General features: G+C 52.8%; 10 protein-coding genes, 1 tRNA gene, 3 rRNA genes and 1 pseudogene. 3 read left to right on the forward strand and 12 right to left on the reverse strand.

All coding sequences use genetic code 11. The features are described from left to right. Window positions 1–29: 29 nt before the first annotated feature. A protein-coding gene (locus ACLHV8_RS21050; RefSeq protein WP_174491968.1) for an IS1 family transposase occupies window positions 30–726 on the reverse strand; the annotation gives its coding sequence in 2 pieces (ribosomal slippage) (window positions 30–474 and window positions 473–726; 699 coding nt in all). Between the two features lie 58 nt (window positions 727–784). On the opposite strand from ACLHV8_RS21050, the pseudogene bcsE reads away from it, so the two are divergent. The 3 genes and pseudogenes from bcsE to bcsG all read left to right on the forward strand — a co-directional run. Next, a pseudogene (gene bcsE, locus ACLHV8_RS21055) lies at window positions 785–1,786 on the forward strand (cellulose biosynthesis protein BcsE); the annotation flags it as partial. After that, the gene (bcsF, locus tag ACLHV8_RS21060) at window positions 1,780–1,977 is read left to right on the forward strand and encodes a cellulose biosynthesis protein BcsF (protein ID WP_028018362.1); all 198 of its coding nucleotides are present in this window, start codon (window positions 1,780–1,782) and stop codon (window positions 1,975–1,977) included. The pseudogene bcsE and the gene bcsF, both read left to right, overlap by 7 nt. Then, window positions 1,970–3,649 carry a cellulose biosynthesis protein BcsG gene (gene bcsG / locus ACLHV8_RS21065; RefSeq protein WP_028018363.1) on the forward strand — a complete coding sequence of 560 codons (1,680 nt, stop codon included), beginning with the start codon at window positions 1,970–1,972 and terminating at the stop codon, window positions 3,647–3,649. Before bcsF ends, bcsG begins: the two co-directional genes overlap by 8 nt. 44 nt (window positions 3,650–3,693) lie before the next feature. Here bcsG and ACLHV8_RS21070 read toward each other — a convergent pair whose 3' ends face one another. The 11 genes from ACLHV8_RS21070 to pepQ all read right to left on the reverse strand — a co-directional run bounded on the left by ACLHV8_RS21070 (window position 3,694) and on the right by pepQ (window position 16,145). Next, window positions 3,694–4,686, reverse strand: a complete 993-nt coding sequence (locus tag ACLHV8_RS21070) for a glycosyl hydrolase family 8 (RefSeq protein WP_410377026.1) — start codon at window positions 4,684–4,686, stop codon at window positions 3,694–3,696. Window positions 4,687–4,693: 7 nt separating this feature from the next. Further along, the gene (gene birA, locus ACLHV8_RS21075; RefSeq protein WP_208595328.1) at window positions 4,694–5,665 is read right to left on the reverse strand and encodes a bifunctional biotin--[acetyl-CoA-carboxylase] ligase/biotin operon repressor BirA; all 972 of its coding nucleotides are present in this window, start codon (window positions 5,663–5,665) and stop codon (window positions 4,694–4,696) included. Next, complete coding sequence (gene murB / locus ACLHV8_RS21080; protein ID WP_208595327.1) at window positions 5,662–6,690, reverse strand: UDP-N-acetylmuramate dehydrogenase; 1,029 nt, start codon at window positions 6,688–6,690, stop codon at window positions 5,662–5,664. Before murB ends, birA begins: the two co-directional genes overlap by 4 nt. A 122-nt stretch (window positions 6,691–6,812) precedes the next feature. Beyond that, window positions 6,813–6,928 (reverse strand): 5S ribosomal RNA (gene rrf, locus ACLHV8_RS21085). 70 nt (window positions 6,929–6,998) lie between these two features. After that, a 23S ribosomal RNA gene (locus tag ACLHV8_RS21090) occupies window positions 6,999–9,902 on the reverse strand. A gap of 192 nt (window positions 9,903–10,094) precedes the next feature. Continuing rightward, window positions 10,095–10,170: transfer RNA gene (locus ACLHV8_RS21095), tRNA-Glu, on the reverse strand. Window positions 10,171–10,255: 85 nt separating this feature from the next. Continuing rightward, window positions 10,256–11,795: ribosomal RNA gene (locus ACLHV8_RS21100) — 16S ribosomal RNA — on the reverse strand. The 16S, 23S and 5S rRNA genes sit together here with 1 tRNA gene alongside, the layout of an rRNA operon. Before the next feature lie 355 nt (window positions 11,796–12,150). Beyond that, a complete protein-coding gene (gene hemG / locus ACLHV8_RS21105; protein WP_028018162.1) occupies window positions 12,151–12,696 on the reverse strand; it encodes a menaquinone-dependent protoporphyrinogen IX dehydrogenase in 546 nt (181 codons plus the stop codon). A 10-nt stretch (window positions 12,697–12,706) separates the two neighbouring features. Further along, a complete protein-coding gene (gene trkH, locus ACLHV8_RS21110) occupies window positions 12,707–14,158 on the reverse strand; it encodes a Trk system potassium transporter TrkH (protein WP_208594812.1) in 1,452 nt (483 codons plus the stop codon). A gap of 41 nt (window positions 14,159–14,199) precedes the next feature. Then, the gene (locus ACLHV8_RS21115; RefSeq protein WP_028018163.1) at window positions 14,200–14,814 is read right to left on the reverse strand and encodes an IMPACT family protein; all 615 of its coding nucleotides are present in this window, start codon (window positions 14,812–14,814) and stop codon (window positions 14,200–14,202) included. Next, window positions 14,814–16,145 (reverse strand): Xaa-Pro dipeptidase, encoded by a 1,332-nt coding sequence (pepQ, locus tag ACLHV8_RS21120; RefSeq protein WP_028018164.1) that lies wholly within the window; start codon window positions 16,143–16,145, stop codon window positions 14,814–14,816. Before pepQ ends, ACLHV8_RS21115 begins: the two co-directional genes overlap by 1 nt. Between the last annotated feature and the right edge of the window lie 68 nt (window positions 16,146–16,213).

Genomic DNA, 16,213 nt, shown 5'->3' on the forward strand with positions numbered 1-16,213 from the left:
TGGCCCCAATCCGGGGTAATGACTCCAACTTACTGATAGTGTTTTATGTTCAGATAATGCCCGATGACTTTGTCATGCAGCTCCACCGATTTTGAGAACGACAGTGACTTCCTGCCCAGCCTTGCCAGATGCTGCCTCAGATTCAGGTTATGCCGCTCAATGCGCTGCGTATATCGCTTGCTGATAACGTGCAGTTCTCCCTTCAGGCGTGATTCATACAGCGGCCAGCCATCCGTCATCCATACCACGACCTCAAAGGCCGACAGCAGGCCCAGAAGACGCTCCAGCGTGGCCAACGTGCGTTCACCGAATACGTGCGCCACAACCGTCCTCCGTATCCTGTCATACGCGTAAAACAACCAGCGCTGGCGTGATTTAGCGCCGACGTAACCCCACTGTTCGTCCATTTCCGCGCAAACAATGACGTCACTGCCCGGTTGTATGCGTGAGTTTACCGACTGCGGCCTGAGTTTTTAAGTGTCGTAAAATCGTGTTGAGGCCAACGCCCATAATGCGTGCACTGGCGCGACATCCGACGCCATTCATGGCCATATCAATGATTTTCTGATGCGTACCGGGTTGAGAAGCGGTGTAAGTGAACTGTAGCTGCCATGTTTTACGGCAGTGAGAGCAGAGATAGCGCTGATGTCCGGCAGTACTTTTACCGTTACGCACCACGCCTTCAGTAGCTGAACAGGAGGGACAGCTGATAGAAACAGAAGCCACTGGAGCACCTCAAAAACACCATCATACACTAAATCAGTAAGTTGGCACCATTACCTGAAAAGGCGTGAGCGCCAGGCAACAGCTGACCCTTAAACATATCGAGGGTAAGTGGCACCTGGCAAAGCAGGAAGAAACCGTGGTGCAACCACGTAGTGATGAAAAACGTATTTTGAGCCATATTGCGGTTTTAGAGGGAGCACCTGCTCTGTCAGAAAACTGGTCACTGTTTGAATCTAACGAAGCGCTTTTTCATGAAGCCCGCACAACGCAGGCAGCAACGATTGTGTTCTCGTTGATGCAGAATAACCAGATTGAGACGCTGGCCAGGCAAATCCACACCTTACGCCGCCAGCGCGGAAGCGCATTAAAAATAATCGTGCGTGAAAACAATACCAGCCTGCGCGCCACAGATGAGCGTCTGCTTTTGGGCTGCGGTGCCAATATGGTCATTCCATGGAATGCGCCGTTGTCCCGCTGCCTGACGCTTATCGAAAGCGTTCAGGGCCAGCAGTTCAGCCGCCATGTCCCGGAAGATGTAGCCACATTGCTCTCAATGACGCAGCCGATGAAACTGCGTGGATACCAAAAATGGGATACTTTCTGCGACGCCGTCAGCAACATGATGAATAACACGCTGCTTCCGGCAGACGGAAAAGGGGTCATGGTTGCCCTGCGCCCTGTACCTGGTATTCGCGTTGAACAGGCTCTCACGTTATGCCGCCCGAACCGCACTGGGGACATCATGACCATTGGCGACAATCGTCTGGTACTGTTTTTATCCTTCTGTCGGGTAAACGATCTTGATACCGCGCTTAACCACATCTTCCCCCTGCCAACCGGGGATATTTTCTCTAACCGTATGATCTGGTTCGAAGATAACTCTATCAGTGCAGAGCTGGTGCAGATGCGAGCCCTCAAGCCTGAACAATGGGTTAAACCGCTCGTTATCAAGAGTGAGGTTAAACCGATTCTCAATGCCAGACATGATGGACACGTCTGGCGTCGGGTTCCGGAACCCCTTCGCTTATTAACTGAGAATGGGGAGAACGCACCATCATGAGTATCAGCGATATCATTCAACTGGTCGTATTCTGCGCGCTGATCTTTTTCCCGCTTGGCTACTACGCGCGCCATTCACTGCGTCGTATCCGCGATACGGCCAGAATACTGTTTGTAAAACCTCGCTATGTAAAACCAGCCGGAACACTGACACGGGCATCACACGTCAAGGCAGACCGAAAACATGACTAATTCTACCTATACCGCTTCGTCACCCTCGCCACTGTGGCAATACTGGCGCGGCCTTTCTGGCTGGAACTTCTACTTTCTGGTGAAGTTTGGTCTGCTGTGGGCAGGCTATCTGAATTTCCATCCTCTTCTCAACCTGGTGTTTATGGCCTTCCTGCTGATGCCTCTGCCAAATATCAGGCTGCATCGCTTACGCCACTGGGTGGCCATTCCTGTCGGCTTTGCACTGTTCTGGCATGATACCTGGCTACCGGGGCCAGACAGCATTATGAGCCAGGGATCGCAGGTGGCCGGGTTTAGCGCCAGCTATGTCCTTGACCTGACCGAGCGCTTTATTAACTGGCAGATGATTGGTGCCGTCTTTGTGCTGCTGGTTGCATGGCTATTTCTGTCACAGTGGATCCGCGTCACGGTGTTTGTCGTCGCCATTATGATCTGGCTTAACGTGCTGACGCTTGCAGGCCCCGGTTTTTCTCTGTGGCCTGCGGGTCAACCGACAACAACCGTCACCACCACCGGCGGCAGTGCGGCGGCAACCGTCGCGACGGCGAGCGAGACGCCTGTGGTGGGAGATATCCCTACTCAGACCGCACCACCGACCTCCACTAACCTGAACGCCTGGCTTTCCAGCTTCTATACCGCGGAAGATAAGCGACAGACTAAGTTCCCGGATGCGCTACCGGCAGATGCTCAGCCCTTTGAACTGCTGGTGATCAACATCTGTTCACTCTCCTGGGCAGATGTGGATGCTGCAGGTTTGATGTCGCATCCGCTGTGGTCACATTTCGACATTCAGTTTAAAGATTTCAACTCTGCAACCTCGTACAGCGGCCCGGCGGCAATTCGTCTGCTGCGCGCAAGCTGCGGCCAGCCATCACATAAAAACCTGTATCAACCGGCCGGAAACCAGTGCTATCTGTTCGATAACCTGGCAAAACTGGGCTTTACACAGCATCTGATGCTGGGTCATAACGGTGTGTTTGGTGATTTCCTGAAAGAGGTACGTCAGGAAGGGGGAATGCAGGCTCCGCTGATGGATCAAACGGGTCTGCCGGTTTCTCTGTTGGGCTTCGACGGTTCACCTGTTTATGACGATACCGCCGTGCTGCAACGCTGGCTGCAGACCATCGAAAAGGATAATAATCCTCGCAGTGCGACATTCTTTAACACCCTGCCGCTTCACGACGGTAACCATTTCCCGGGCGTGAGCAAAACGGCAGACTATAAGGTGCGTGCGCAGAAACTCTTCGACGAGCTGGACGCATTCTTTACGGAGCTGGAAAAATCAGGCCGTAAAGTGATGGTGGTTGTGGTACCTGAACACGGTGGCGCGCTGAAAGGCGACAGGATGCAGGTGTCAGGTCTGCGTGATATCCCAAGCCCGTCCATTACCAACGTGCCTGCAGGTATTAAATTCTTTGGTATGAAGGCTCCGCATCAGGGCGCACCGATTGAAATCACCCAGCCAACCAGCTATCTGGCGATCTCCGAGCTGGTTGCCCGTGCCGTTGACGGGAAGCTGTTTGTTGAAGACAGCGTGAACTGGGATCAGCTCACCAGCAATCTGCCGCAAACGGCAGAAGTCTCTGAGAACGCCAACGCAGTGGTGATTCAGTACCAGAACAAACCTTACGTTCGCCTGAACGGCGGTGATTGGGTACCTTATCCGCAGTAAAATGGCATTGTTTCCCTCTCCCTGTGGGAGAGGGAATGCTCAGATTATTGTTGGGCGATCCACACCAGCATCTTCAGGCTTGCTGAATAGTAATCATCATTTGAGGTGATTTCGGGTTCTGTGGAAGACTGTCCAATCGTTAAATCACGTACTGCCAGCAGGCCCCCTTCCATCATGTAGGGTGCATACTCGTTAGTGGTGACGTTAACCCAGGCGGGAGTTTGTTCCCGGGGAAATTGACCGAACCAGACTCGCCACGGCGTCAGCAATGGGCTTTGCTTATCAGCCCAGGCCACATACAGCGGAATACGAATCGCATCGTAGCTCATCCTCGGAGCCCAACCTTTGGCGGGAGTCAGCTTGCCACCCGACGCCAGAGAGACCCAGTCAGGTGGCAGATTCGCTTTACCCGAGCCCATTTTCCCCAGCAGGCGTTCTCCATCTTTAATTAATTCACGCCAGACCGGTAAATGACTGCGCCCGGCAAAGGCCTGCCACGCCGGAAACACGAAATAGGAAGGGTTCAGTATCACGTTACCGTCAAGTTTAAACCCCTGCACACCGGGCAACATGACCCGATAACCCGCATAGCGGATCACGTTGTGATTAATCAGTGCTTTTGTAATTGCATCCGATGCAGCGCTATAGCGTTTGTCATGCCAGCGCGCGTCGGCTTTTAACAGTGCCCAGGCAATCAGCACATCGCCATCTGAGGCATTGTTCTTGTCGGTGACCGGGTTGGATTCTGCGGGGTTATAACGCCAGTAAAACAGGCCGTTCTCTTTGTTTTTAAGCTGACTGTCTGTCCATTGCCAGAGCTTATCGAACGTGGGTTTATCGTTGTTGGCCACCGCCATCAGCATGGCGAAACCCTGGCCTTCCGTATGCGAAACGTCACCATTGCCGGTATCGACAATGCGACCTTCCGGTTTGAAAAAGCGTGCCTTATAACTTTCCCAGGCCTGACTCGCCTGAGAGAGAGGAGAGAAGAGCAAACTCATCATCACAGCTAGCGTAGCGCAGACGGGTTTTCGCATAATTAACTCATTCCGGTTGTTCAGCACTTCGCAGTGAAATTTCACCGCCCACCCACGGCTTGATCACACCATCCTGCTCCAGGAGCAACGCCCCCTGTGCGTCAATGCCACGGGATGTTCCGTAGATCTCTTTATCACCAATCAGTAATTTCACCGGGCGGTTGATAAAATTATCCAGCTTTTCCCAACGAGACAGGAAGGGTGCCAGTCCCTCCTGTTCAAAGAGGATGAGTGAGCTGCGCAATTCCTTAATCATACGCACGGCGAGGGTGTTACGATCGATGACGATCCCCGCTTCCTGAAGATTAGTCCAGGCCTGATTCACCACATCATTTTGTACATTGCGCATCACCATGTTGAGGCCTGCACCAATAACGATTTGCGCCGCATCGCCTGTTTTTCCTGTCAGTTCGACCAGGATACCTGCAAGCTTACGATCGTTCAGATACAGATCATTAGGCCATTTAACGCGCACTTTATCAGCACCCAGATCGTGCAGAACTTCTGCCATGACAATGCCAATAACCAGACTCAGGCCAATAGCGGCAGCAGGCCCCTGCTCAAGACGCCAGTACATGGACAGATAGAGATTGGCACCAAATGGCGAGAACCATTTGCGGCCACGACGACCACGACCAGCCTGCTGATACTCCGCAACACAGGCATCTCCGGATTTCATCTCAGGCAGACGATCCAGAAGATACTGGTTCGTCGAATCAATCACTGGCAGCACCGCAACATTGCCATATCCAATCTGGTTACGGATCGCTTCTTCATTCAGCAATTGGATTGGCTCCGGCAGGCTATATCCTTTTCCGGGAACCGTGAAGACATCCACACCCCAGTCACGGAGGGTCTGGATGTGTTTGTTAATGGCGGCACGGCTCATGCCGAGTTGCTCACCCAACTGCTCGCCAGAATGAAACTCACCGTCGGCAAGAATGCCAATCAGTGTTAACGGGATGGTATTATCCTTCACGCAATGGTCTCCACGGCATTCACTTCACCTGTGCGGCCAATGAAGCGAACTTCTGGCTCCAGCCAGACGTTAAATTTTTCGCCCACGCACTGACGGACATGGTGTGCCAGCTGCACAACATCGCTGCCGGTCGCATTGCCCTGGTTAATCAGAACCAGGGCCTGCTGACGATGCACTGCAGCCCCGCCCTTCGTGGCACCTTTTAACTGGCACTGATCGATGAGCCAGCCCGCTGCCAGCTTCACGCTGCCATCAGCTTGCGGATAATGTGGTGCAGCAGGCCATCCAGCGAGAAATACTTTTGCATTTTCACCACTAATGACTGGGTTTTTGAAGAAACTCCCGGCATTTCCATTCACTTTTGGATCGGGAAGTTTGGTCATTCGCATATGGCAAACAGACTCAAACACCTCACGTGCAGTTGCAGTGGCTGGGTCAAGACGTGTTAAATCACCATAGGTGAGGATAGGTTTCCAGTTTTTCGCCAGACGCAGACCAACGGCCACAATCACATAGCGATCCTGGTATTCATGTTTGAAAATACTGTCGCGGTAGCCAAAACGGCACTGTTTGGCCGTCAAGCGCTGAGCCGTTCCGGTCGCCAGTTCAATACAATCGACATATTCGCAGACGTGTTTCAGTTCGATGCCGTAGGCACCGATGTTTTGAATGGGTGACGATCCAGCACAACCTGGGATCAGTGCAAGATTTTCGAGGCCTGGCATCCCCTTCTCAAGGGTAAATTGCACCAGATGATGCCAATTTTCTCCGGCCCCTACGTGCAAATGCCAGCTATCAACGCGCTCTTCCACATCAATTCCCATGATGCGGTTGACGATCACCGTTCCGGCAAAATCGTCGAGAAACAGGACATTACTTCCTTCGCCCAGAATCAGTACGGGTTCGTTATTTTCTGTTGCGCTTTGCCATGCATCCAGCAACTGCTGTGCAGTATCGGCACGTACAATTTGTTTAGCATTCCGTTGAATGCCAAAGGTATTCCAGGGTTTAAGGGAGTGGTTCATAGACGCTATCCTGATGCAAAAACGGAGGTAGTTTACCGTATAAGCAAGGAGTTGGGGGATTTGTTTGTGCGCCGTAGAAACGCAAAAAGGCCATCCTTGCGGATGGCCTCTACTTATTTGATGCCTGGCAGTTCCCTACTCTCACATGGGGAGACCCCACACTACCATCGGCGCTACGGCGTTTCACTTCTGAGTTCGGCATGGGGTCAGGTGGGACCACCGCGCTAAAGCCGCCAGGCAAATTCTGTTAATCTGTATCAAGGCTGAAAATCTTCTGTCTCTCTTCGCCGAAACAGCTTCGGCGTTGTAAGGTTAAGCCTCACGGTTCATTAGTATCGGTTAGCTCAACGCATCGCTGCGCTTACACACCCGACCTATCAACGTCGTAGTCTTCAACGTTCCTTCAGGACCCTTAAAGGGTCAGGGAGAACTCATCTCGGGGCAAGTTTCGTGCTTAGATGCTTTCAGCACTTATCTCTTCCGCATTTAGCTACCGGGCAGTGCCATTGGCATGACAACCCGAACACCAGTGATGCGTCCACTCCGGTCCTCTCGTACTAGGAGCAGCCCCCCTCAATTCTCCAGCGCCCACGGCAGATAGGGACCGAACTGTCTCACGACGTTCTAAACCCAGCTCGCGTACCACTTTAAATGGCGAACAGCCATACCCTTGGGACCTACTTCAGCCCCAGGATGTGATGAGCCGACATCGAGGTGCCAAACACCGCCGTCGATATGAACTCTTGGGCGGTATCAGCCTGTTATCCCCGGAGTACCTTTTATCCGTTGAGCGATGGCCCTTCCATTCAGAACCACCGGATCACTATGACCTGCTTTCGCACCTGCTCGAGCCGTCACTCTCGCAGTCAAGCTAGCTTATGCCATTGCACTAACCTCCTGATGTCCGACCAGGATTAGCTAACCTTCGTGCTCCTCCGTTACTCTTTGGGAGGAGACCGCCCCAGTCAAACTACCCACCAGACACTGTCCGCAACCCGGATTACGGGTCTACGTTAGAACACCAGCCATTAAAGGGTGGTATTTCAAGGGCGGCTCCACGCAGACTGGCGTCCACGCTTCAAAGCCTCCCACCTATCCTACACATCAAGGACCAGTGTTCAGTGTCAAGCTATAGTAAAGGTTCACGGGGTCTTTCCGTCTTGCCGCGGGTACACTGCATCTTCACAGCGAGTTCAATTTCACTGAGTCTCGGTGGAGACAGCCTGGCCATCATTACGCCATTCGTGCAGGTCGGAACTTACCCGACAAGGAATTTCGCTACCTTAGGACCGTTATAGTTACGGCCGCCGTTTACCGGGGCTTCGATCAAGAGCTTCGCGTTACCGCTAACCCCATCAATTAACCTTCCGGCACCGGGCAGGCGTCACACCGTATACGTCCACTTTCGTGTTTGCACAGTGCTGTGTTTTTAATAAACAGTTGCAGCCAGCTGGTATCTTCGACTGATTTCAGCTCCACCCGCAGGGGCTTCACCTACATATCAGCGTGCCTTCTCCCGAAGTTACGGCACCATTTTGCCTAGTTCCTTCACCCGAGTTCTCTCAAGCGCCTTGGTATTCTCTACCTGACCACCTGTGTCGGTTTGGGGTACGATTTGATGTTACCTGATGCTTAGAGGCTTTTCCTGGAAGCAGGGCATTTGTTACTTCAGCACCGTAGTGCCTCGTCATCACACCTCAGCGTTAATAAACGACCGGATTTACCTAATCGTTCCGCCTACATGCTTAAACCGGGACAACCGTCGCCCGGCTAACATAGCCTTCTCCGTCCCCCCTTCGCAGTAACACCAAGTACAGGAATATTAACCTGTTTCCCATCGACTACGCCTTTCGGCCTCGCCTTAGGGGTCGACTCACCCTGCCCCGATTAACGTTGGACAGGAACCCTTGGTCTTCCGGCGTGCGGGCTTTTCACCCGCATTATCGTTACTTATGTCAGCATTCGCACTTCTGATACCTCCAGCATCCCTCACAGGACACCTTCAACGGCTTACAGAACGCTCCCCTACCCAACAACGCATAAGCGTCGCTGCCGCAGCAGCTTCGGTGCATGGTTTAGCCCCGTTACATCTTCCGCGCAGGCCGACTCGACCAGTGAGCTATTACGCTTTCTTTAAATGATGGCTGCTTCTAAGCCAACATCCTGGCTGTCTGTGCCTTCCCACATCGTTTCCCACTTAACCATGACTTTGGGACCTTAGCTGGCGGTCTGGGTTGTTTCCCTCTTCACGACGGACGTTAGCACCCGCCGTGTGTCTCCCGTGATAACATTCTTCGGTATTCGTAGTTTGCATCGGGTTGGTAAGCCGGGATGGCCCCCTAGCCGAAACAGTGCTCTACCCCCGAAGATGAGTTCACGAGGCGCTACCTAAATAGCTTTCGGGGAACCAGCTATCTCCCGGTTTGATTGGCCTTTCACCCCAGCCACAAGTCATCCGCTAATTTTTCAACATTAGTCGGTTCGGTCCTCCAGTTAGTGTTACCCAACCTTCAACCTGCCCATGGCTAGATCACCGGGTTTCGGGTCTATACCCTGCAACTTAACGCCCAGTTAAGACTCGGTTTCCCTTCGGCTCCCCTATACGGTTAACCTTGCTACAGAATATAAGTCGCTGACCCATTATACAAAAGGTACGCAGTCACACCACGAAGGTGCTCCCACTGCTTGTACGTACACGGTTTCAGGTTCTTTTTCACTCCCCTCGCCGGGGTTCTTTTCGCCTTTCCCTCACGGTACTGGTTCACTATCGGTCAGTCAGGAGTATTTAGCCTTGGAGGATGGTCCCCCCATATTCAGACAGGATACCACGTGTCCCGCCCTACTCTTCGAGTTCACAGCCTGTGCATTTTCGTGTACGGGACTATCACCCTGTACCGTCGGACTTTCCAGACCGTTCCACTAACACACAAGCTGATTCAGACTCTGGGCTGCTCCCCGTTCGCTCGCCGCTACTGGGGAATCTCGGTTGATTTCTTTTCCTCGGGGTACTTAGATGTTTCAGTTCCCCCGGTTCGCCTCGTTAACCTATGTATTCAGTTAACGATAGTGTGACGAATCACACTGGGTTTCCCCATTCGGACATCGCCGGGTCAAAGGTTCATATCACCTCGCCGGCGCTTTTCGCAGATTAGCACGTCCTTCATCGCCTCTGACTGCCAGGGCATCCACCGTGTACGCTTAGTCGCTTAACCTCACAACCCGAAGATGTTTCTTTCGATTCATCATCGATTTGCGAAAATTTGAGAGACTCGAACACACATTAACTGTGTGTCGTTTCAATTTTCAGCTTGATCCAGATTTTTAAAGAGCAAATATCTCAAACATGACTCGCAAGTCAGTTTTGAGATATGACGGCAGGTGACTTTCACTCACGAACCAGCAAGTGGCGTCCCCTAGGGGATTCGAACCCCTGTTACCGCCGTGAAAGGGCGGTGTCCTGGGCCTCTAGACGAAGGGGACGTATAAGTCTCAATCGCAAGACGCCTTGCTATTTACTTTTCATCAGACAATCTGTGTGAGCACTGCAAAGGCAGGTTCTTTAAGGTAAGGAGGTGATCCAACCGCAGGTTCCCCTACGGTTACCTTGTTACGACTTCACCCCAGTCATGAATCACAAAGTGGTAAGCGCCCTCCCGAAGGTTAAGCTACCTACTTCTTTTGCAACCCACTCCCATGGTGTGACGGGCGGTGTGTACAAGGCCCGGGAACGTATTCACCGTAGCATTCTGATCTACGATTACTAGCGATTCCGACTTCATGGAGTCGAGTTGCAGACTCCAATCCGGACTACGACGCACTTTATGAGGTCCGCTTGCTCTCGCGAGGTCGCTTCTCTTTGTATGCGCCATTGTAGCACGTGTGTAGCCCTACTCGTAAGGGCCATGATGACTTGACGTCATCCCCACCTTCCTCCAGTTTATCACTGGCAGTCTCCTTTGAGTTCCCGGCCGGACCGCTGGCAACAAAGGATAAGGGTTGCGCTCGTTGCGGGACTTAACCCAACATTTCACAACACGAGCTGACGACAGCCATGCAGCACCTGTCTCAGAGTTCCCGAAGGCACCAAAGCATCTCTGCTAAGTTCTCTGGATGTCAAGAGTAGGTAAGGTTCTTCGCGTTGCATCGAATTAAACCACATGCTCCACCGCTTGTGCGGGCCCCCGTCAATTCATTTGAGTTTTAACCTTGCGGCCGTACTCCCCAGGCGGTCGACTTAACGCGTTAGCTCCGGAAGCCACGCCTCAAGGGCACAACCTCCAAGTCGACATCGTTTACGGCGTGGACTACCAGGGTATCTAATCCTGTTTGCTCCCCACGCTTTCGCACCTGAGCGTCAGTCTTTGTCCAGGGGGCCGCCTTCGCCACCGGTATTCCTCCAGATCTCTACGCATTTCACCGCTACACCTGGAATTCTACCCCCCTCTACAAGACTCTAGCCTGCCAGTTTCGAATGCAGTTCCCAGGTTGAGCCCGGGGATTTCACATCCGACTTGACAGACCGCCTGCGTGCGCTTTACGCCCAGTAATTCCGATTAACGCTTGCACCCTCCGTATTACCGCGGCTGCTGGCACGGAGTTAGCCGGTGCTTCTTCTGCGGGTAACGTCAATTGCTGAGGTTATTAACCTCAGCACCTTCCTCCCCGCTGAAAGTACTTTACAACCCGAAGGCCTTCTTCATACACGCGGCATGGCTGCATCAGGCTTGCGCCCATTGTGCAATATTCCCCACTGCTGCCTCCCGTAGGAGTCTGGACCGTGTCTCAGTTCCAGTGTGGCTGGTCATCCTCTCAGACCAGCTAGGGATCGTCGCCTAGGTGAGCCGTTACCCCACCTACTAGCTAATCCCATCTGGGCACATCTGATGGCAAGAGGCCCGAAGGTCCCCCTCTTTGGTCTTGCGACGTTATGCGGTATTAGCTACCGTTTCCAGTAGTTATCCCCCTCCATCAGGCAGTTTCCCAGACATTACTCACCCGTCCGCCGCTCGTCACCCGAGAGCAAGCTCTCTGTGCTACCGCTCGACTTGCATGTGTTAGGCCTGCCGCCAGCGTTCAATCTGAGCCATGATCAAACTCTTCAATTTAAAAGTTTGATGCTCAATGAATTAAACTTCGTAATGAATTACGTGTTCACTCGTTGAGACTTGGTATTCATTTAGTGTCCGAGGACATTAAGAATCCATGTCACTTTGAGTGCCCACACAGATTGTCTGATAAATTGTTAAAGAGCAGTGCCGCTTCGTTTTCGCTGCGGCGCGGGGTGTGCATATTACGCTTTCCCGCTACAGAGTCAAGCGTTTATTTTGCTTTTCTCTGCTGACCCGGCGGCGTGCGTGCCGTTGTTCCGTGTCAGTGGAGGCGCATTATAGGGAGTTATTCCGACGTGACAAGAGGAAATTTAAAAAAACTTTTCGTTCGCTCACTTTTCAGACTCAACGCTTATTTAACCCGCGAATCGCCCGATAAATGCGCGATTTCCCGCGCAAAACTGGCCACCTGCGACCAGTCGGTATAAACCACTTCTTTACGCGTATCGGTTTCGCCCCCCGTCATCTTCATAATCAGGCGGATCATGAAGCGGTCATACCAGCGATAGCGAGGATAACGCAGCGCACCAGCAAAGACGGCACAAAGGTCTGGCTGCCATGGAGAGTTCAGCAAGAACTTGCGCGTGTAGCTGTTGGTCTGCGGCGTACGCTTCTCTGCTTTACGAGCAACCAGATTGACCGAGTAGAACGCGCCAGGCAATTTGTTGAGCACCGCGGTGTGCTTTTTCACGAAGCGATCAAGTGCCGGATGAAAATGACCGTAACGAATTGACGCGCCAATCACCACGCGATCGTAATCCTGCCAGGTAATCTGTCCGACACGATTCAGGTTCACCACATCAGAGTAAATTCCCAGCTCTTTTAATTCCGACGCCAGATACGCGGCAATCTCACGCGTTTGTCCATCTCGGGTAGAGAAAAGAATCAGTGTTTTCATCAACGGCTCCTTACTCGCGCCAGAACGTTGGGGTGAACAGCACCAGCAGCGTAAAGACCTCAAGACGACCAAACAGCATATTGGCGATGAGGATCCATTTCGCGACCGGGTTCATGCTGGCAAAGTTATCCGCCACAACCCCCAGGCCTGGCCCAAGGTTATTTAATGTTGCTACGACGGATGCAAAAGCAGAGAAATCATCCACCCCCGTCGCGATGATCGCCAGCATACTGACGATAAAGACCAGCGCATACGCCGAGAAGAAACCCCACACCGCTTCGAGGATACGTTCCGGCAGTGCCCGGTTTCCCAGTTTGATACTGTAGACCGCGTTCGGGTGGACCAGACGCTTCAGCTCACGGTTGCCCTGCTTGAACAGCAGCAGAATACGAATCACCTTCAGGCCACCGCCCGTGGATCCCGCGCAGCCGCCAATAAAGGCGGAGCATAACAGTAACACCGGCAGGAATAACGGCCAGCGCGCAATACTATCCGTGGTAAACCCGGCGGTCGTCGCCATCGACACCACCTGGAAGAACGCCTGGTTTAACGTGGTCAACGCGGAGTTATAAACATCATGGAACCACAATACCAGGGTACAGATGATAACCAGCGTAAGCTGAACGCCAATGAACATGCGGAACTCGGGGTCACGCCAGTACACTTTCAGGCTGCGCCCGCTGAGTAAAGAGAAGTGCAAACCGTAGTTACAGCCGGAAATCAGCAGGAAAATAGCAATAATGGTGTTAATCGTAGGGCTGTCAAAGTAGCCCACGCTGGCATCGTGGGTGGAGAACCCGCCGATAGCAATCGTCGCAAAACTGTGTCCGATAGCATCGAATGCCGGCATACCGGCGAACCATAGCGCCAGCGCACAGGCGACCGTCAGCAAGACATAAATAAGCCACAGCGTTTTCGCCGTCTCGGCAATACGCGGGCGCATCTTGTTATCTTTCAGCGGCCCGGGCATTTCGGCACGATAGAGCTGCATCCCACCGACGCCCAGAATAGGCAGGATAGCCACGGCCAGGACGATGATCCCCATACCACCGAACCATTGCAGCATCTGGCGATAAAAGAGAATCGCGTGCGGTAACGAATCCAGTCCCACCAGCGTCGTCGCTCCGGTTGTTGTTAAACCAGAGAACGATTCAAAAAATGCGTCCGTGATGCTCAGATTCGGTTGTTCGGAGAAGATAAAGGGCAGAGAACCGACGCTTCCCAGCACCGTCCAGAACAAGACGACAATCAAAAATCCTTCGCGTGATTTCAGCTCGACCTTCTGACGACGGTTAGGCCACCACAACAGAGAGCCGATCGCCAGCGCAACAAAGAAAGTCTGGGTAAATGCCCGCCCCGCGCCGTCCCGGTAGATAAGCGCCACCAGCCCAGGGAGAATCATCGTCCCGGAAAAGAGTATGACCAGCAGTCCAACGATTCGGGTTATGGCACGAAAATGCATCTCTGCCGCTTCCTTTGGTATTCAAAAAAGTGAGGTGGGGATTATTCTTCAATCGGCAGCAATTGCAACGAACCACGACTAAAATCAGCCAGTTTTGCTGAAAAAGCAGCCAGTTCCGCCTGAGGAAGCGCCACGCGTAATTGCACCATTGCCTGATATTCACTGTGCGCGATGACGCCGTTAAACTGCTTCAGCAACGCTTCGATACCGGATAACTGTCCGTAATCGCACAGTAAAGTATATTCTGTGAGTGGTGTTTTGCGGGTAGTTATCAGCAAATTCAGTGCCTGCTGAACTCCGCCGCCATACGCTTTAACCAGCCCACCCGTGCCTAACAGGATCCCGCCGTAGTAGCGCACCACCACGGCGGTAATTTCACCCACACCGCTGCCCATCAGCTGCGAAAGCATGGGTTTTCCGGCTGTGCCAGCCGGTTCACCGTCGTCGGAAAAGCCCAACTGCTGCGAATCGTCTGGAGGCCCCGCGACCCACGCCACACAGTGGTGACGTGCGTCAGGATGCTCCGCCCGAACAGATTCAACAAACGCCTTTGCCGCCTCTACGCCATCGGTATGTGCCAGCAGCGTAATAAAGCGGCTTTTCTTGATTTCCTCAACAAAGGTGACCGGTTCAGCCGGTATCAGCCAGCTTTCCATCAGGCCAGCTTCAGATCTCGCGTCATATTCTCGATACCGTTTTCGTGAACGACCACGTTATCTTCAATACGAATGCCACCAAACGGTTTCAGCGCTTCAATTTTTTCCCAGTTGAAGTGTTTGCTGAACTGACCTTCACGCCAGGGTGCTAACAGCGATTCGATAAAGTAGATCCCCGGTTCAATCGTCAGCACCATGCGTGGTTCAAGAATGCGGGTGCAGCGCAGGTAAGGATATTTAGACGGTGCCGCCAGGTGCGTACCGGTATCATCCTGCATAAAACCTGCAACATCGTGAACCTGCAGACCCAACGGGTGACCGATCCCGTGCGGCATGAATGGCCCGGTCAGATCGTTCTCGACCATCGCCTCTTCGCTCATGTCTTTCACAATCTGGTGCTTACGCAACAGCTTCGCGATGCGCTGATGGAACTGGATATGGTAATCCACGTAACTGGTTCCCGCTTTCATGGTACTGATAAGGGCCAGCTGTTCGTCATTGACGTCTTTGATCAGATGCGCAAAGTCAGTATCCGCGTTTGCCGCCCATGTACGGGTCAGGTCAGCCGCATAACCGTTGTACTCCGCACCCGCATCCAGCAGGAAGCTGCGCATCTCCGACGGCACATGGTGATCGAGTTTGGTGTAGTGCAACACGGAAGCGTGTTCATTCAGCGCGACGATATTGCTGTACGGCACGTCCGTATCACGGTGCCCGGTCGCGGTCAGGTAGGCCTGGTTGATATCGAACTCGCTCATGCCAGACTGGAATGCTTCATGCGCGGCGCGGTGGCCGTTCACCGCCGTTTTTTGCGCTTCACGCATGCAGTAAAGTTCGTAGTCGGTTTTATATGCGCGATAGTAATGCAGGTAATCCAGCACCCCTTTCGGGTTAAGCTTGTCAGCCGGAATATCCAGGCCCAATGCACGCTCCGGAACAGGGCCAATATAGGCGATATTGCCGCGCGCAGCAGGCAACTGGCTGCCAATGCCGTCAGCTTTTGGTAATGCAATGATATCCACTTCTTCCGTCCAGAAGCTGGTCGGCAGCGGTTCCACGTTGTGCCAATAATCGACAGGCAGATAGAACCACAATTTTGGCTTATTCACGCCATCCACCAGCAGCCAGCAATTTGGAACCTGGGTTACCGGCACCCAGGCCTTAAACTGTGGGTTGACCTTGAACGGATAAGCATGGTCATCCAGAAAAGTATTCAAAAGCTCGCCAGAGTGGATTAACAGCGCATCCAGCTTAAAGCGGGCCAGTACATCGCGGGTACGTTCTTGTAGGGTAACGATATGATTTTTATAAAGCGAAGCCAGTGAGTCCATCATTCTTCCTTTCGTTTTATTGACCTCAAGTCATCGCATCTTAGCACACCTCACTCCGGCTGCGTGAT

Origin of the sequence: Enterobacter sp. CPE_E863, assembly GCF_046521465.1 — a bacterium.
Taxonomy (GTDB): domain Bacteria; phylum Pseudomonadota; class Gammaproteobacteria; order Enterobacterales; family Enterobacteriaceae; genus Enterobacter; species Enterobacter adelaidei.